We start from the raw sequence: 17322 nt of genomic DNA on the forward strand, positions 1-17322 counted from the left end.
CTCAAAAGATCGCTACTCTCCGCCACCCCCACCCGTAGCGGTTGCTGAAACTATCGGCGATGACAGTGAAGAAGATGGTGAAGAGGAAGACGTCAACGCTTTAGCAGCCATGTTTGGCGAAGAAATTGCCGATGGCGAGGAGGATGACGATGACGATGATGACGATATCGACGAGTCTACTCCAAATGCCTATCAACAACTCGATCGCAATCGATTTTTAACCGAAGATCGCTTGCACGTCCAAGTTACGCCGCTCTCCCAAGCGACGTTGCCGCGTACTTGCTATATCGTCATCGATAAGTTTGCCGAACCGATCGTCCGTCCTCTCAAGGATTTCGCCGATCTCGGTCAAATTTCTGGCGACGAAATCCAGCAACGCACTTTACCCGTGTTTGACAATCATCGCGTTGCCAAAAGATTCTCCAATCAACGCACTCAACGAGTAATTAAGGTACCGGATAGTCGGGTTTTTCAGAAAACGACTTCACACCTACGCGCCAAAGGCATCGTGTGTTTGTTGGTAGATGGCAATATTTATTCGTTGAATTAGTGGATAGTGAATAGTGGATAGTGAATAGTGAATAGTGAATAGTGGGTAGTAAAAACATCGATCTATACACATTGCATATAGAGGATTTTAAGCCGTCCAAATTTACGACAGAGAAATAACCATCTCAACACGCTCTATCCACTGTCCACTATCCACTATTCACTAATTCAACGGTGGAATCCTCGTCAACCCCACAACCAGATTGGGATTGTCTTGCTTGAGTCGATCTTCAAATCCATAACAACCATCGCTACTAGTCCGAGCTAGTGCGGTTTTGGCTTCACAGCGTCCTGTTAGGATTTGGGCGATCGTGGAGAGCATTAAGCGATCGCGTTTTTGGTAAGCTACTTCAAAGAGTTTAATCGACTCGCGCAGATCGGTATCGTTTTTCTGTTCGCGTCCGCGCATGGCGAGTAGCTGCGCCTTATAGTAGATAAGTTCGGGATTTTGCGGAGCGATTTTGAGTGCGGCATTAATAGCGACACTGGCTTTATCGTACTGTTTTAAGTCTCGATGACCGATATACATGCCGCGCAAGGCTAGATACCTAGGCTCGGCACCTTGCAATTGCTCGATCGCCTGATTGGTATCGGAGAATGGAACGTTGACGGCTAACAACAGATCCATATAACCCTTAATCAGATTGAGTTCGGAATTATTCGGTTCGAGCTTTTTGGCTTTATCGATAAATTCAAATACCTGCTGAAGCTTGCTCAAAGCACCCAAGGCACCGCCATTATCTTTTTTCATTTCGTAGGCAGCCAGAATTGCCAAACCCACACCCTGATACAAGTTGCCGCGCATTGCATTGGTTTTAGTCAATTTTTCGGCAGCTTTGACAGTTTTCTCACCATAGTCCTTGACGCGCTCGTAATCTCCCGAGCTAAAAGGATAGAGCGTACTCATGGCATAAGTCAGCGGTTCGTTGGGTTCAGTTAGCAGTGCGGCATCGAGATATTGCTTGGCTTTAATATAGTCGCCATCCCTAAACATGGCTTCTTTGGCTCTCTCGACATTAGAACCCTGTTTTGTCTTAGTCCCAGCGGTGGGAAAGACCATATTACTATTTGGCTTGGCTGGTTTTTTAGCAGCTATGGCTGGGGCAACATTTAAATTTAAGCGGCTAATGGGTGAGAGGATTGCCGATTGTGCGATTACCGCACCTGTCGCGATCGCGATCGTAGCCTGTAGCGAAAACTTGAATTTCATTGATAGTAGCTAGTAACTAGTTGATTAGACGGGTTATGGTAAAAGTCTGTAGCTTGGCACTGATGAATTTTGAATCCAGCCGCCTCTACCAGCGATCGAGAAATTGCAATATACTATAGTGCCTGGACGCGATCGTCGATCGGAAGTTCCAATGTATTAGTATAGACTTCAAAGCGGAAAGTAGTGGATAGTGAATAGTGGATAGTGGATAGTGAATTTTTGGACGCAAGCGTCCCCACATCCCTCCCCCATGCACGCCTATACTCTATTCCCTATCCCCTATCCCCTATTCCCTAACTCGTGCTAAAACTCAAACACCTTTCCTACCATCCACCTGCAACCGAGCGACCGATCCTTCAGGATCTTAACTTAGAACTTCAACCCCAGCAATTGGGATTGATTATCGGTGCGAGCGGTTCGGGAAAAAGTACTTTGCTGGAAATTTTAGCAGGATTGGCAAGTGGTACCAGTGGGGGCGTTTATTGGCGAGATCGCGTTTTGGATGCCGAACTACGTCAACAATTAGGCGGACTGGTATTTCAGTTTCCCGAACGCCATTTTTGCACCAACTCCATTGTGGAAGAATTACGCTTGGGACATCCCGAACTCGGAGCCGAACGCGTGGAACAGGCTTTGCAATCGGTGGGTTTGGCAGATTTGCCTTTACAGCTCTCTCCTCACGCCCTCAGCGGCGGTCAGCAGCGACGATTGGCTCTGGCGGTACAACTAATCCGGCAACCCCATTTGCTACTGTTAGACGAGCCTACAGCGGGCTTAGATTGGTCGATGCGCCAGCAGTTAGTCAGTTTGCTTGCCAAGCTCAAACAAGAATGGACGCTACTAATTGTCACTCATGATGCGGGCGATTTATTGGCAATTGCCGATAAATGTTGGCAGATCGAGAGCGGAAAATTAACTGAAGCAAATCTACGCGATGGTAAATTGACGGGAGTTAGTTAGGATAGTCGATCTTGTTACCCAGAAATATAGAAGGGAATAATCAACTATCAACTATCATACAAACTTAATCTTGCGAGCCGCGTACAGACACATTTTGAGCAATACTAAACCCTCGCGGACGTGGGCGATATTTGACTTGCCATAAGTGCGCGGTTGGTAGCGAACGGGGACTTCGACAATGTGTAAATTTAATTTGGCCGCACCAAATAACAGATCGAAATCACCAAAGGGATCGAAATCGCCAAAGTAACTACGATTGGCGACGATCCGCAGATAATCTTCGCGCCACAATACCTTAGTGCCGCACAGTGTATCTTTGATATTCTGACCTAATAAAAAGGAAAAAACCAGAGCGAAAAACTTGTTGGCGACAGTATTCAGCCATGGCATTGCTGCTGGAGAATAGGGATAAACTAGTCGCGAACCATTGATAAATTCGCCCCTACCGCTGACGATCGCACTGACAAAATTGACTAGTTCTTCTGGCTGTACTGTCAGATCGGCATCTAAGATAATTAAGATATCGCCAGTTGCTTTTTCAAAGCCCAATCTCACGGCATCACCTTTGCCTTTACCTGATTGTTGGAAAGCATGAATTGTAAAATTGCCGCGATATTCTTGGACTACATTTTGCAGTTTATTCCACGTATCATCTTGAGAATGACCTTCGACAAAAATCACTTCAGTATGTTTGCCTAATTGTGGTAATCTCTCGATCGCGGCGGCAATATTTCCGGCTTCGTTACGGGCGGGAATAATGACGCTTACAGTATAATGACGCTCGATTGTGGGAAGTTGGTGGCGTTTTTCCTCAGCCGAGAAGAAAGTCTTCTCCCCAGGAAAATAGAGCTGCTGGCGCGCCACGATATAATTAGTCAAATTTAGACGATCGACGATCGGAATATGACTGAGATATCGATTGACCAAATTAGACAAGATTGGGATATATTTAGGCAATAACAATCGCCTACCAATTTTGACTGGTTGATAACCAGTAATATTTAACAAGTTGATGACATCCTGCATCGACAACCAATTTTGAGGCGACTGGGGGCGGCGTTGTCCAATTCGTTCGGCAAGATGTAATATCGGTTCCCACAGAAAGTTATGAAAATTAATTACTAATCTAGTATGAGGATGGCATAATTGTTGCAACTGTTCGAGTACCCGCTGAATATTCGTCAGATCGCCCAATACTCCAGATAGAATAATATAGTCAAATTCTGTCGCGAGGAATGGATATTTGGTACGAGTTGCTAGTGGGATATTTTCGGCATTGAGGCAATAAAAATGTAAGTCGGGATATTTAGTTTTGGCGATGTCGATCGCCGCAGATGCGAAGTCAATCCCCACACCGATATTTGGTAAGATCTTGGCGAGCAAGTTTCCAGTTCCACAGCCAATTTCCAACACATTACTACCAGCCGGAATTAAAAATTGGTGCAATCGATCGAGATCTTGGTAATAATATCGATTGCGTTTTGCCCACCAATCTAGCTTGAAGGCGATGGCATCAAAATATGTTTGAGTGCGCTCGGTAACTAGTCGATCGGACATGGATATTTTTCATAAATAATCGTGCTTTATTATAACGTAATTTATTGAAGTATTTCAAAAGCAGACGTTAGTAACAATAGCAAGCACAGATAAATAAAATTTAACTACCACCGACGATCGGCGATCTGCTATTGGAGATCGACCTCCCCAATCTTTTGAATTAGGTGCCAACCTTGGATATTATCCACAAACCGCACTCGTTCGCGTAGCGTAGGCAAAGCCTGGTCGATCTGTTGGGGTGAGATCTGCAATGTCCACGCATAGGATCGATCTGGTAAATCAGAAAATCTATAGATGTGCTTACCCAAATTTGGAGTATAAAAACTCAAGAGGATTAGTGTTTTATGCTGGTCTATAGTAAGAGTACGATCTCGATGTTGAGATGGTTGAAAACCATTTGCAGCTACTGTATCGCTCAGTAGATTTATGGGTTGAGTAGCAATCGTTCGATCGATTGTGAGACGCTCGAATTCAGTTCTAAATTCGGGGCTTTTATCTGCTAAGGCACTTTCCCAACCAAAGCTGAACATGGTAAACCAAGCAGGTATAAACCAACCAGCCAGCCAGTAAGGAATTTTCCCCGGTTGCCACCGTTGCCATAAGCTGGCGATACTCATCCAGCCGCAACCTAAGACGATCGTGGGTAGCGCATAAGTCCGAATTTCTGGGGTAATTATAATACTGATAAAAGACTGATTTAGCAGCACGATTATTCCCGCGATTGGCAGCAAAATCCCCAAGCCACTAAAAGCATAACTGAGCCAAGTTACCAACCGATACCAGCTCGATTTTTGACTGCTAATTTGGGTGAAATGTATGAAAGCGACTGCTGCAAGTAGTGCCATAAATGGTAATATTTGCATGATATAATAAATCATTCGCGTGCGAAATAAGCTCAATAAAACAAATAACGCGAGCGGGTAGACTATTGATAAACTTAGAGTAGAATAATTTAGTGTTAAAAGTTTGCGCCAAATTACTATTGTCCCGATCGCGCTAAATAATGCCCACGGGAAAATATTTAGGGGCATCATCCAGAGATAATAAAAAGGGCCAGGGTTATAAGTATTAGTTTGAGACAGAAATAAGAGCTTACCAAATAGTTCTCGCACGGGCATCGCTCCGCCATGTTTGTAGCAGCTTGAAATCAGCCATAATCCAGTCGGAACTATTCCTAAAATTAAGCCTAAATAAATTCCTGGATTAGTTAAAAATAATCGATATCGTTGACGATCGATCGCATAGGGTAATAAAGCGATAATCGGCACAAAAATCATGAATCCTTTGAGCAGAAATCCCCATCCTACCGTCGCACCTGCCAGCAGCCCCCACACCCAATTAATCTCGATGCTACGATAGAAAAATGCCAACAAACGCGGTGAAGATGATAAGCTAGAAGATTGGGTATCTGCAATCTGTAATAGTGCCCAAATGCCTAATAACTCAATCGCCACTAATGCTGTATTTTGCTGCGCTGTATGAGCTTCACTCACCCACAATCCCATCAGCATCAAGATCGCTGCACCCAACCAGGCAATTTGACGGTTGAAGAGTATCGTACCAATTTCATACGTCAATAATACACTCGCGATACAAGCGATCGCACTAGGCAGCCGCACGCTAAACTCATTCAATCCAAACAAATGATAAGCTAACGCAATCGCCCACTGAATTCCGATCGTGCGATCGTAAATGGGAGTTCCCCAAAATTGCGGTGTCAACCAATCACCAGTTTCCCAGATCCAGCGAGCTTGAATGGCATAATAACCTTCATCATATGGCATCAAACTAGAACGGTCGCCATTAACTAATAATAATGGGATGGTAACGATCGCTAAACTCCATCGGGGAAATCTATTCCACAGTAATAAATAGTCGCGTATATTCACACTCAAGGACTTTATTGTGACCTTACCAGAATTAATTTTACTACTAATCTCAGTTTTAGCAGGTGTATTCGGTCAATTTTTTCTCAAACTGGGAGCTGCAAAACTGGGTAAAGTTGATGTCGATAATTTTTTGAGTCACATTCTCAGCACGATCGCGATTCCAGAGTTATTAATCGGGCTAGCTTGTTATGGTACTGGGGCGATCTTCTATATATTATTACTAACGCGGGTCAATCTTAGCGTTGCAGCTCCAGCAATCTCTCTCAGTTATATTTTCTCAGTTTTGCTTGGCCATTTCTGGTTTCGCGAGTCGATCGCGCTAGGCCAAATTTTTGGTTTAGCAGCTATTTCTGTCGGTGTAATTTTAGTCGTTTCTCACAAATAATTTGATAATTTAGATATGAATAATTCCTCAATTTCTAACACCGAACTGCCACAGTTAGCAACAATATGGCAAGAAACCACCGATTGGTGTCCAACCGAATTGCAACAAGTACGGTTACAATCTCTCTATACTGCCGTAATTACTGCCAACCAACAATTAAATCTCACTAGAATTACCGAACCAGCAGAATTTTGGGAAAAACATTTATGGGATTCGATCCGAGGAATTGGCGAACTAATTAAAATTCCATCGGCACTTAAAGTCATCGATATCGGTACTGGTGCTGGTTTCCCTGGCTTACCACTCGCGATCGCTAGAACGGATTGGCAACTGACATTAGTCGATTCTACTGCCAAAAAAGTCGGATTTATTAGCTCTACCGCTCCCGAACTTGGCTTGACAAATGTGCATCCAGTTGTCAGTCGAATCGAAGATGTCGGACAAGATCGGCAACATCGCCATCGATACGATTTGGCTCTCATTCGGGCGGTAGCATCGGTAAATGTTTGTGCGGAGTATGCCCTACCTTTAGTCAAAATCGGTGGCACTGCTATCCTATACCGGGGCAATTGGACGCAAGAAGAAGCCGATCTTCTAGAGTTAGCAGTGGCTAAATTAGGTGGCGAGATTAGCAAGATCGATCGATTTAATACTCCCCTGAGCGATAGTATCCGGCACTGTATTTATCTACATAAAATCGCCGATACGCATCCATATTATCCTCGGGCTGTCGGCATTCCTACCCAAAAACCACTGTAAGATTGAATTTATTGCTGGCGATCGGGTTGATATTGTAAAATTAGAACTTGGATCGATATATCAACATTTATAGCCAGTGTCTCTAGTTTCTGTCGATCGTTTAATAGTTGCAGCTCAAACTGGTAATTTAGTCAGTTTTCCTACCGATACCGTTCCGGCATTAGCGGTACTGCCTACACATGCCGAACTAATTTTTCAAGCTAAACAAAGAAGTCAAGATAAACCATTAATTTTAATGGCGGGTGAGATCGCAGACTTGTGGAAATTCACCAACGGTACTCAGCTAGAACTAGAGATTTGGCAAGCAGTTGCCGATCGATATTGGCCTGGTGCATTGACATTGGTCTTACCCGCATCCGATCTGATTCCGTCAGCCATGAACCCACTCGGAACTCAGACAATCGGTGTGCGCGTGCCCGATTGCGAGATCGCTCGCTCGATCCTGTGTCAAACCGGAGCCTTGGCAACGACTAGTGCTAATTTGTCGGGAGAGCCACCCTTACTCACAATGGCCGCAATTAGCGAGAATTTCCCCCAAGTAGCCGCACTACTGGCTCCAGAGCTACCGAGCCTCGGACGACCCTCAACCGTCATTCAATGGCAGAATTCTGGCTGGAAAGTACTCAGACAAGGCGTGGTGGATTTTGTCAATCCAGGCTAATTGCTGACTAATTTAGCTCTAATTTCAGACAAATTGCTGATTGTGGTATTTTGTGATACCGAGCTAGGATTGACTGCATTAGACTTACATCCGTAGTCAATTGCTCGATGCCCGTAAATTCTCAGTTTCTTAGACGCGCGAAAATTAGCTACAATAGGATGCTGTGTCGTCACTAAACGAACGGTATTCAAGTAGGAGGTTTTCTATGTCTCGCGTATGTCAACTGACAGGTAAAAGAGCCAACAATGGGATGGCAGTCTCTCACGCTCACAATCGTAACAAAAAACTGCAACAAGTTAACTTGCAGTGGAAACGCGTTTGGTGGGCGGAAGGTAACCGCTTCGTGCGGCTAAAACTGTCTACAAAAGCAATCAAAACCTTAGAAATCAAAGGTTTGGCAGCAATGGCGAAGGATGCAGGTCTCAACCTGAACAAATTCTAGCTCTAGATCCCCCGCTGGGGGTATCTGGTTGTCAATTTCATGCATACGATCCAGCCCCAGCGATTTCAATTTTTGTTCGATTTCTCATTTAAGTGGCGACTCGCCATGTGGCGGATCGGCAACAGTAATACTAACCAGACTGCTGAAGGCGGCTTTACGCTCTCGGAAGTAATCGTGGCAATTTTGCTCGTTACCACCTTTGTGGCGGTAGCATTGCAAGGCATGGTCGTCGCCATGTTGCTCAAGTCCAGATCCTTGCAGTTAGCCGAAGCTAATCGCTGGATTCAGGCAGATCTGGAGCAAATGCGATCGCAACTCACGCTAACTCAGATCCCGCTAGCTCCCCATCAATCTCGATGTCATCCAGCCACGATCGATAGTGGATTTGCCGATTTAGTTAGGGATAATTTAGCCAGCAGCAATATTACTGGTGCAGTCGATTATCAGCTCCCACCCCAAATCGCCACCAGTCAGACGGGCAAAACGTTTCAAATCGATCGCAAACTAAGGATTCCATCGAGTCCAGAAAATAGCAAAGCCAAGCTACTGGGTATTCAATATACGGTTACTCCGACGAGTGGAGCGAGCCTAGAACTCACGATTTTGCACTTTTATACCGAGGTCATTCCTGATGCGGCATTTCAATGTCAGTAAGGATCTCGGTTTTACTTTAACCGAATCATTAATAGTATTAGCGATCGTGGGAATTTTAATTGCCATGGCGATTCCTAGTACGATTGCCGCGATCGATCGAGCCAAGTTAGCTCAAGCCACAGATCTAGTTACGGCTAGTCTCCAACAAGCCCAACGAGAAGCCATCCGTCGCAATCGCAGTTGCACTCTGACTTTAGATAAAGCCAATCGTAAAATTGTCGGTCGAGAAGGCTGTTTATTGACTGACGATCGAATTCTACCACAGCCGATCGATCTGGACTATACAGGAGCATCCGATAGTATCGAGTATGGGATTCGCGGCAATACAACTACTAATAAAACAATAGTTTTAAAAGTCAGAAACTCTCCTTATATTCGCTGTTTGACTGTCTCTGCTCCGCTCGGCATCATTCGTGTGGGCACTTACGATAGTGCTGCTAATGCCTGCCGTAAATTTACGGGTTGAGAGTTGGGAGTTGGGAGTTGGGAGTTAGGAGTTGGGAGTTAGGAGTTGATAGTTGGGAGTTGATAGTTGGGAGTTGATAGTTGATAATTATTTGCCTGTCAAATTCGATCGATATGCTAGCTATTACAAACAAGCGAAAAACAAATTTTAAGGGGGAAAATGGCGATGAAAAAATTGTTTTTAACAACATATTTGAAATATTATTTAGCCTCGATCGAACCTTATGCTGACAGGATTAACAAGACTACAAAGCGAACGGATTGTCAATCTCTGAGTCAATCTGGATTTTCAGTACCACTAGCATTGGGACTGGGTTTAGTAATGATTATAGTTGCAGCTAGTATTATCGGGCGTTCTCAAAGCGATCGAGATATTACTAGTTCTCAACGAGAAACTAATCGAGCGTTAAGTGTTTCTGAAGCAGGCGCGATTAGATTTCAAGCATTTCTCGATCGACATAAGTTACTCGCTACTAAAAATTTAGCTCAATGGATAACTACGTTAGATACCTTACCAAGTGTACAGGCTGGTTGTCACTCGATCGATCTGCCTATTGCCAAATACCAAGCTGGCTTATTTAAAGATAATACTTGGATCGATCTAGATCCTAGCGATCGCAATAAAGGTAGATACCAGATCGTCGATTATCAATATCAAAATGGTGTGGGCAAATTAACAGTTGCTGGCAGGATAGATGCTTACAATACCACCGATTATACTGCCAATAGTACCCTGAAAATTGATATCCCGATCGGTAGTGAATCGGCAAAAATTGCACCTCCAGCACTCTGGGCAAACACATTAAACCTCAATGCCAGCCAAAAAGTTACCGGACAAATTCGCGGCGTAACTTGTCCGCTATTACCAATGACAGACGCCGATGGTATTGCAGGTGTGGATATGAGTAATATCGAGATCGTTAGCGGTATTCCCAGCGGTCAAATTATTGCCGATCCATTCGTCAATATCCCCACTCCCAAAATTGCACCTACTACGGCTACTTCCATCCCGGCAATTACAACTTCGATCGAGTTACCGCGACCTACATCTACCGATACACCCGATGCGAATGGTGAATATCATTACTTCGTAGATACAGATATTCCTGGCGGAGACTCAATTAAATTACAGGATATCGATCGCATCAAAATTACCATCCCCGCACATCAAAAAATCAATCTTTATCTTAAAGGTAATATCGATTTAGCAGGTAGTCAAACCATCGGTGTCAATTCCGCTAATCCTAATTTACGTATTTATGGCAGCAGCCAAACCGTCAAATTAACTATCAAAGATAACGCAGAAATTACCGCATTTATTCACGCACCCCTAGCCGATGCTAAAAACATCAGTTCTAGTACTCCCAATCCCGGCCAAAATATTACTGGTGCCGTTTGGGTAAATAGCTGGGATTCTACCAGCAGTTCGAGTCCGATCCCGATCGTTCAAACGGGTAATTGGACTGATTTTGGAATTGCTAAAATCGAGCAACCATCGCAACTCAGTCCGATTAGTTATTGGCAAAGAGTAGAAAATTAGTCGATCGCTAGTACTAAGTAAATAACATTTAACAACATCCAGATAAATTAGATGCTCGATCGACAAAAAAGTTCTCACAATCTTCTGCTTAGACAATTAGCTCGAGGTGGATTTACCTTAATTGAATTGATAATTGCACTGGCAATTACGACAATAGTCATTAGCTTGACAGGAACTGGATTGTATGCACTAATGACTGCCAACCAGCGCAGCCAAATCGAGACAACAGATCGTCTAGAACTAGAACAAGCTCTAGCTTTTATGACCGACGAAATCAAAATGTCCCGACAAGTGAGGACAAATATTTCGTGGCCGATTACGCCAACTACAAAGATCGAAAATTTCAATCCCGCGTCGGGGAGTAGTGAAATTCAACCGATTTTGGTACTCATTCCAGCCTCAAGTAGCCGTCTTAAAAATCCGATTGTTTATTATCTAGCAGAGCCGCCTACTAGTAGCGTCTGGAGCGGACAGAGAGTAATTTATCGTTGGGGGCCAACACTATTACAAAATGGTAATTATAGCGATGGCAATGGTAAGGATATTGCGCTGATTTCGCCAACCGATCCGATCGGATATTATAATGAGGTGTTAGTCGATCGGATGAGCGAGGTCGCTCCAGCTCAAGCTAGTATTGCTTGCGAAAGTAGTTACAGTTATTCCATCCCCAATATCAGCACTAGATTGGGATTTTATGCTTGTATCGCTCCCGACGAAAAGTCAGTTAAACTTTGGATGTATAAACAAAAGAGTTCATCGGCAAAAAGTGTCTCGATCGATGCTTTAGTAGTAACTCGCAGTAATTAATTATCTCTGGCTAGCTGTGGATGACACTCATTATTAACGCTACACAAATTCAATCCATCTACCACCACGCGAAAAATGTTTATCCAGAAGAGTGTTGTGGCATTTTATTAGGTACGATCGATAAATTAACTAAAACTGTTGTCGAAGTTATTCCGACAGATAATGCTTGGGAACAGTCAGAATCGGTCTTTGGCGTAGCCTCTTCGTTGGAGAATCTCGATCGCACTAAAGCCAGCCGTTATACCATTCCACCTCAAGATATTTTTCAAGCCCAAAAACGCGGGCGAGATCTACAACTAAATATTATCGGTTTCTTTCATTCTCACCCAGATTGTCCGGCAATACCTTCAAGTTGCGATCGCGATCGAGCCTGGGATATTTATTCTTATCCAATTGTCTCAGTTATCCAGGGTAAAGTTAGCAATTTTCAAAGTTGGGTTTTAGATTGTAATGGTATATTTCGGGAAGAAGAAATTCATCAGGGATAAGCATGAATCAATCCACAATCGATCGAACTTTTAAATTGTGGGATTATCATACAAGCCACAATCATCTTCTACTTCGCAGTCCTAAAAGTCCTGATAGTAATCATACCCCACCTGCGAATACAAATATCGATATCAGATTTTTTGGCGTATCTTATCTGAATATACCTACACTACTCAGAGGTTGTGAGATCGTCGAAGCAAATGTTGAAAAAATAAATACGATCGATTCTCTGTTCCCCAATCGAACGGCTGAAAATAAAATATTTATTATTGTAAGTGCCGGAAGTAGATATCTCGTAGTAGCAGTTGGCTATGAGATTTCAGAAAACGATCTAGATATTTTTCAAACTATTCTCGATCGATACAATCTTTAATTTTTCATATCAAAACAAGATCCGAGTGCTGAAAATCTAACTATCCACTATCCACTATCCACTATCCACTAACTTAACGTCGCTCGCTTACAGGCGTCAGCGGATCTAAAATTTGATTTAACACCCGCAACTGATCTGCCGTACCCATACAAATCAACATATCGTCACCCATAATTATTGTCTCTCCAGTGGGGCCGACAATCAGATTGCCATCCCGCCGTCTGACTGCCAATACCAAAGAACCAGATTGAGAGCGCAATCTCGCCTCGCGGAGCGATAAACCAGCTACCGGACAAGTTTGAGCATCGATTAAAAATTCTTCCATATAAAACGATCGATCGCTAGCAACTATCCCATCCATAAAATCCATCACCTGGGGGCGTAGAGCCGCCGCCGCCATCCGTTTGGCACCAGTAATGTATGGAGAGATCACCTTATCTGCACCCGCACGTTGGAGCTTGAGCACGGCTTCCTCATTACTAGCTCTGGCAATAGCACGAATGTTGGGATTGAGAGTTTTGGCAGAGAGAATGATATATAGATTTTCGGCATCAGAAGGCAAAGCCGCTACCAGACAAATGGCCTTTTCAACTCCTACCTTCAGCAGCGTTTCATCTAAAGTCGCATCTGCTTGAATCGCACTATGTCCCTCTGATTGGGCTATTCTAACTTGTTCGCTACTAGCATCAGCGATGACAAATTTTGTGCCCTCCGCTGCAAATTCAGTGGCTATTTGTCGCCCAATTCTCCCAAAACCACAAATAATGAAATGTTCTGCTAAAGAGTCCACGAGTTTTTGTTGTTGTGCGATTCTTCTACCTTCTATAAAATAACCTTCGACGATCGCTTCGGTAAACCGATTGACAATATAACCGATAGTCAACACCCCAGCTACAATTAAGGCAATGGTAAAGATCCGCCCCCGATCTCCCAATTGATGAGTCTCGCCATATCCCACTGTCGTCAGGGTAATGACCGTCATATATACTGCATCTAGCCAGTGCCAGCCTTCAATGAGACTGTACCACAGCGTACCAGCAATAAATACTAATGCTAGCGCGAATCCACCTCTTTGCAAATCGGTTCTGATGCGACGATACTTTTGTTCGGCGGAATCCATTAAAAACGGGAAGGGGAAAGATCGGCAGAATTAACCCAAAATTAAGGATCCAAAGGCTTTGAAGTAAAGATGGGTATTGCTGACCTCATCTAGTCTAGCAATACCCATATTATGTATTAACTCCGATCGCTCACTAGCAACTAAAATTACAATCCAGGAATATTCAATCCGCTAGTAAGTTGTTCCATCCGTTCGCGCATGGTAGCGGTGGATTTGTCATAAGCATCCATCATGGCATCCAGAACTAGTTGGGAAAGTTCTTCTGGGCTTTTCGCAGCAGCATCGGCACCGATATTCACTCTACGTGGTTCTTGGTTACCGCTCAAAGTTACAGTCACATCCCCTGCTTGTCCTTCAATTTCCATTTGCTCCAATTCCTCTTGGAGCTTTTTCGCATCTTCTTGTACTTGTTGGGCTTTCTTGAATGCATCGGCAAGTTCTTTCATCTTACCGAGACCGAAGCCGCCAAATCCTTGTCCTTTAGTCATAATCTTTAATCTTTAGTCAATCTAAACAATATCCCATCTTACTGGAGTCAGGGAATTCGGGGGTGAGGGTATCCGTCAGTTCCTAAATTAGGGGTTAGGCTTTAGGTTTTAGGCGTTAGGCGTTAGGGTAAAGAGATTACCCGTCTTACCGAACCTTCTTTTATTATTTTACCCAAATACAGATGAGCGATCGAAATCGCTACAAGTAGGTGGGTACAAATATTCATTAGATAAACAATTCCTGAAACCTAGCTGTTGGGCAATGGCCACTCTACTAAATCCTAAAGCCTAACGCCTACAACCTAAAGCCTATTCTAAAACTCGCCCAACATTTTAACTTCTGGTTCGAGTTCGATCGCGTGATTGGCTTTGACTTGGCTTTGAACGTAATAAATTAAAGCACGGATATCGCTGGCCGTGGCATCTTTCCGATTGATAATAAAGTTAGCGTGCAGCGTAGATACTTCGGCATCGCCGATGCGGTATCCTTTTAGCCCCAAGCCTTCAATTAAAGCAGCGGCATACTGGGGACTGGGGTTGCGGAAAACACTACCACAGCTCGGACGATCGTATGGTTGTTTGCTGTGACGTTTTTCAAGATCGCGGAACGTGCGTGCTTTAACTTCTTCGGGATCTCCGGCTGCTTGCAATTGGAATTTTGCACTCAACACGATCCTGGCATCGCCTTGAAGATTGGAAGTGCGGTAGCTATAGTTTAAGTCAGCAGCGGTTAGTGTGGAGATCGTGCCATCCAGATTGATTACCTCTGCACTGACGAAAATCTCTTCAGTACTATGCCCGTGCGCGCCAGCATTCATCACCACAGCACCGCCTACAGTGCCCGGAATCCCCGCTGCCCACTCCATTCCACCCCAACCCCGTCGTGCAGCTTGCCAAGCTAGGCTAGCGACCATTTTACCCGCATCTGCGACGATCGTTTGAGCGTCGTTGTCGAGCTGAGTATTTACGTGCCGTAGATGGCGAGTGCAGATGACCAAACCCTGCAAACCGCGATCGCTAATTAGTAAATTCGATCCGGCTCCAATTATCGTAATCGGTAATCCTTTCTGTTTAGCCCAAGCCAATCCCCGTTGCGTCTCTGCTACCGTGCGAGGTTCGAGATACCACTGTGCCAACCCACCGACTTTCCAAGTTGTTAGACCTTTAAGAGATACATCCGCTCGAATTATCGGGCAACTAGTTGGAATTTCCAAATCATCATCAGTATTGGTAGAGATTTCCACTGACTGCTGAGTCTGCGTATTGACAATGGGCAATTTCTTGGTACTGATGCTGCTCGAAAGATCTTTGGAAAGTGTCATGGTGGAAAAAGTAAGGTAGGTGGTTGAAATCGGGGGTTAGTCTCAAGCGCAGCAGTCTCAAACGTTAGGGTCTAGGTCGATCGAGTTATTAGAACCATAAGCTACAGTTACAATTGCATAATTGCTAAGTTTGGAGATAAATTAACACTGATAATACACTAAATCTCTAAGATCGAGCGATAGTGGCGGGATGTTCGTCCCGAGCCTTAGCCTGGTAAAAATCTACAATTTCAGGAATGATTTGATTGAGATTTCCGGCACCCAGGAACAAGCAGATGTCACCTGGCTGGAGATTGTGCTTGAGAAATTGCGATACAGCGTCGAGTGTCGGTTGATAGCACACTTGAGAATGATAACGACCGATTTCGGTAACTACTTTTTCGCCACTAATGGCTCCAGTATTTTCCTCTCCCGCACTATAAATATCAGTAATGATAACTACATCTGCATCTTTAAAAGATTGGGAAAACTCCGCTAAAAATTCTAAAGTACGGCTGTATCGGTGAGGTTGGAAGATGGCTACAACTCGACGTTCGGCACCAACTCGCAATCGAGCGGCATTGAGTGTGACGAGGATCTCACTGGGATGGTGAGCGTAGTCATCGATAAAGGTAATGTCATGCTGGTATCCTTTAAGTTCAAAACGTCGCTTGGCACCAGCGAAAGTAGCCAAGCCAGACGCGATCGATTCAAAGTCTAGACCGATTTTCCGACCGACGGCGATCGTTGCTAGCGCATTACTCAAGTTATGGTTGCCTAAAACCCCTAACTTTAGAGTGCCCAATAATTTGCCATATTCATATATTTGGGCGGAAGTTCCGGCGGAGTGATACTGAATATTGTCGACGGTATAATCTGCTACCTGCTCCGGTTCGACGCTATAAGAAATCGTCGGCTGAATCCGCTCGCGCACGATCTGGCAATCTGCCGAGCCAATGACGATCTGACACTGGTTGCTAAATTTGGAGAAGGTCTCGATCGTCTGCTCCAGACTCTTATAATGGTCGGTATGATCCAGCTCGATATTGGTAATTACCCCAATTTTGGGGTGATGTTTGACTAAAGACCCGTCGGATTCATCGACCTCAGCGACAAAATACTCACTCGAACCAATTCTGGCATTTCCATCCCAAGCCGTAACTTCACCACCTACAACGATCGTCGGATCGACGCCAGCCGCAACGAGGAGATAGCCAATCATGCTGCTGGTAGTTGTTTTACCGTGAGTACCCGCCACCCCAATACTCGAATATTCCCCGATCAGTGCTGAGAGTACATCCGATCGATGAAAGATCGGACACCCACGTTCGAGAGCGGCATTGAGTTCGGCATTTTTCTTGCCAATCGCTGTCGAACAGACAATCTGCGGCGTTTGTCCAGATGAACTTCGATCGAAAAAATCTAAATTACTAGCTTCCTGGGTTAGAAAAATGTGCGCCCCTTCTGCTGCCAACTTCTGAGTGATGTTAGTCGATCGCAGATCGGATCCCGAAACAGGCAATCCACGTCTGGCTAGAACGTAAGCCAGTCCTGACATACCAATGCCCCCAATGCCGATAAAATGAATCGGACGACCGCTAAAATCGATAGAATTACCCATAATATATCCTCACCAACCCGATCGAACGGGCCGTAGCAACAGGCGTTATCAT

Annotated in this window: 18 protein-coding genes and 1 pseudogene; 12 read left to right on the forward strand and 7 right to left on the reverse strand. The window is 44.4% G+C overall.

Annotated elements, in window-relative coordinates; translation table 11 throughout:
- Positions 1-550: pseudogene (locus C7B77_RS29515) on the forward strand (transposase); the annotation flags it as partial.
- 162 nt (positions 551-712) lie between these two features.
- Here the strand turns inward: C7B77_RS29515 and C7B77_RS00665 are convergent.
- Positions 713-1759 carry a Sll0314/Alr1548 family TPR repeat-containing protein gene (locus C7B77_RS00665; RefSeq protein WP_106299394.1) on the reverse strand — a complete coding sequence of 349 codons (1047 nt, stop codon included), beginning with the start codon at positions 1757-1759 and terminating at the stop codon, positions 713-715.
- Between the two features lie 300 nt (positions 1760-2059).
- Between C7B77_RS00665 and C7B77_RS00670 the strand changes: the two genes are divergently transcribed.
- On the forward strand, positions 2060-2719 hold the full coding sequence (locus C7B77_RS00670; protein ID WP_106299395.1) for an ABC transporter ATP-binding protein: 660 nt from the start codon (positions 2060-2062) through the stop codon (positions 2717-2719).
- Positions 2720-2773: 54 nt separating this feature from the next.
- Here the strand turns inward: C7B77_RS00670 and C7B77_RS00675 are convergent, their stop codons facing one another.
- Together C7B77_RS00675 and C7B77_RS00680 are read right to left on the reverse strand one after the other, a co-directional pair.
- On the reverse strand, positions 2774-4276 hold the full coding sequence (locus C7B77_RS00675; protein WP_106299396.1) for a glycosyltransferase: 1503 nt from the start codon (positions 4274-4276) through the stop codon (positions 2774-2776).
- 128 nt (positions 4277-4404) lie between these two features.
- The gene (locus C7B77_RS00680; RefSeq protein ID WP_106299397.1) at positions 4405-6165 is read right to left on the reverse strand and encodes an ArnT family glycosyltransferase; all 1761 of its coding nucleotides are present in this window, start codon (positions 6163-6165) and stop codon (positions 4405-4407) included.
- Between the two features lie 16 nt (positions 6166-6181).
- On the opposite strand from C7B77_RS00680, the gene C7B77_RS00685 reads away from it, so the two are divergent.
- The 10 genes from C7B77_RS00685 to C7B77_RS00730 all read left to right on the forward strand — a co-directional run bounded on the left by C7B77_RS00685 (position 6182) and on the right by C7B77_RS00730 (position 12740).
- Positions 6182-6550: a DMT family transporter gene (locus C7B77_RS00685; protein ID WP_106299398.1), complete on the forward strand. Its 369-nt coding sequence runs from the start codon at positions 6182-6184 to the stop codon at positions 6548-6550.
- Between the two features lie 15 nt (positions 6551-6565).
- Positions 6566-7309 carry a 16S rRNA (guanine(527)-N(7))-methyltransferase RsmG gene (gene rsmG, locus C7B77_RS00690; protein WP_106299399.1) on the forward strand — a complete coding sequence of 248 codons (744 nt, stop codon included), beginning with the start codon at positions 6566-6568 and terminating at the stop codon, positions 7307-7309.
- Positions 7310-7385: 76 nt separating this feature from the next.
- Positions 7386-7970, forward strand: coding sequence for an L-threonylcarbamoyladenylate synthase (locus tag C7B77_RS00695; RefSeq protein ID WP_106299400.1), 585 nt, complete (start codon positions 7386-7388; stop codon positions 7968-7970).
- 205 nt (positions 7971-8175) lie between these two features.
- Positions 8176-8412 (forward strand): 50S ribosomal protein L28, encoded by a 237-nt coding sequence (gene rpmB / locus C7B77_RS00700; RefSeq protein WP_106299401.1) that lies wholly within the window; start codon positions 8176-8178, stop codon positions 8410-8412.
- A 39-nt stretch (positions 8413-8451) separates the two neighbouring features.
- Entirely contained in the window at positions 8452-9066 is a 615-nt protein-coding gene (locus C7B77_RS00705; protein WP_106299402.1) for a type IV pilus modification PilV family protein, read from the forward strand.
- Positions 9044-9532: a GspH/FimT family pseudopilin gene (locus C7B77_RS00710; protein ID WP_106299403.1), complete on the forward strand. Its 489-nt coding sequence runs from the start codon at positions 9044-9046 to the stop codon at positions 9530-9532. The genes C7B77_RS00705 and C7B77_RS00710 overlap by 23 nt, the downstream gene beginning before the upstream one ends.
- A 165-nt stretch (positions 9533-9697) precedes the next feature.
- Positions 9698-11071: a DUF7305 domain-containing protein gene (locus C7B77_RS00715; protein ID WP_146138128.1), complete on the forward strand. Its 1374-nt coding sequence runs from the start codon at positions 9698-9700 to the stop codon at positions 11069-11071.
- A 51-nt stretch (positions 11072-11122) separates the two neighbouring features.
- Positions 11123-11878, forward strand: a complete 756-nt coding sequence (locus tag C7B77_RS00720; RefSeq protein WP_106299405.1) for a PulJ/GspJ family protein — start codon at positions 11123-11125, stop codon at positions 11876-11878.
- Between the two features lie 20 nt (positions 11879-11898).
- Positions 11899-12366, forward strand: coding sequence for a M67 family metallopeptidase (locus tag C7B77_RS00725; protein ID WP_106299406.1), 468 nt, complete (start codon positions 11899-11901; stop codon positions 12364-12366).
- Between the two features lie 2 nt (positions 12367-12368).
- A complete protein-coding gene (locus C7B77_RS00730; RefSeq protein WP_106299407.1) occupies positions 12369-12740 on the forward strand; it encodes a hypothetical protein in 372 nt (123 codons plus the stop codon).
- Between the two features lie 73 nt (positions 12741-12813).
- Here the strand turns inward: C7B77_RS00730 and C7B77_RS00735 are convergent, their stop codons facing one another.
- The 4 genes from C7B77_RS00735 to murC all read right to left on the reverse strand — a co-directional run bounded on the left by C7B77_RS00735 (position 12814) and on the right by murC (position 17270).
- Positions 12814-13860 (reverse strand): potassium channel family protein, encoded by a 1047-nt coding sequence (locus tag C7B77_RS00735; RefSeq protein WP_106299408.1) that lies wholly within the window; start codon positions 13858-13860, stop codon positions 12814-12816.
- Between the two features lie 146 nt (positions 13861-14006).
- Positions 14007-14348 (reverse strand): YbaB/EbfC family nucleoid-associated protein, encoded by a 342-nt coding sequence (locus C7B77_RS00740; protein WP_015161751.1) that lies wholly within the window; start codon positions 14346-14348, stop codon positions 14007-14009.
- 314 nt (positions 14349-14662) lie between these two features.
- A complete protein-coding gene (murB, locus tag C7B77_RS00745; RefSeq protein ID WP_219891938.1) occupies positions 14663-15670 on the reverse strand; it encodes a UDP-N-acetylmuramate dehydrogenase in 1008 nt (335 codons plus the stop codon).
- 166 nt (positions 15671-15836) lie between these two features.
- Complete coding sequence (gene murC, locus C7B77_RS00750; RefSeq protein WP_106299409.1) at positions 15837-17270, reverse strand: UDP-N-acetylmuramate--L-alanine ligase; 1434 nt, start codon at positions 17268-17270, stop codon at positions 15837-15839.
- Between the last annotated feature and the right edge of the window lie 52 nt (positions 17271-17322).

Origin of the sequence: Chamaesiphon polymorphus CCALA 037 (genome assembly GCF_003003845.1) — a bacterium.
GTDB lineage: Bacteria > Cyanobacteriota > Cyanobacteriia > Cyanobacteriales > Chamaesiphonaceae > Chamaesiphon > Chamaesiphon polymorphus.

Coding starts and splice junctions, on each gene's coding strand:
- C7B77_RS00665 (WP_106299394.1), bottom strand. CDS start 1,759: ATGAAATTCAAGTTTTCGCTACAGGCTACGATCGCGATCGCGACAGGT.
- C7B77_RS00715 (WP_146138128.1), top strand. CDS start 9,698: ATGAAAAAATTGTTTTTAACAACATATTTGAAATATTATTTAGCCTCG.
- rpmB (WP_106299401.1), top strand. CDS start 8,176: ATGTCTCGCGTATGTCAACTGACAGGTAAAAGAGCCAACAATGGGATG.
- C7B77_RS00675 (WP_106299396.1), bottom strand. CDS start 4,276: ATGTCCGATCGACTAGTTACCGAGCGCACTCAAACATATTTTGATGCC.
- C7B77_RS00735 (WP_106299408.1), bottom strand. CDS start 13,860: ATGGATTCCGCCGAACAAAAGTATCGTCGCATCAGAACCGATTTGCAA.
- murB (WP_219891938.1), bottom strand. CDS start 15,670: ATGACACTTTCCAAAGATCTTTCGAGCAGCATCAGTACCAAGAAATTG.
- C7B77_RS00730 (WP_106299407.1), top strand. CDS start 12,369: ATGAATCAATCCACAATCGATCGAACTTTTAAATTGTGGGATTATCAT.
- C7B77_RS00725 (WP_106299406.1), top strand. CDS start 11,899: ATGACACTCATTATTAACGCTACACAAATTCAATCCATCTACCACCAC.
- rsmG (WP_106299399.1), top strand. CDS start 6,566: ATGAATAATTCCTCAATTTCTAACACCGAACTGCCACAGTTAGCAACA.
- C7B77_RS00740 (WP_015161751.1), bottom strand. CDS start 14,348: ATGACTAAAGGACAAGGATTTGGCGGCTTCGGTCTCGGTAAGATGAAA.
- C7B77_RS00720 (WP_106299405.1), top strand. CDS start 11,123: ATGCTCGATCGACAAAAAAGTTCTCACAATCTTCTGCTTAGACAATTA.
- C7B77_RS00710 (WP_106299403.1), top strand. CDS start 9,044: ATGCGGCATTTCAATGTCAGTAAGGATCTCGGTTTTACTTTAACCGAA.
- C7B77_RS00705 (WP_106299402.1), top strand. CDS start 8,452: ATGCATACGATCCAGCCCCAGCGATTTCAATTTTTGTTCGATTTCTCA.
- murC (WP_106299409.1), bottom strand. CDS start 17,270: ATGGGTAATTCTATCGATTTTAGCGGTCGTCCGATTCATTTTATCGGC.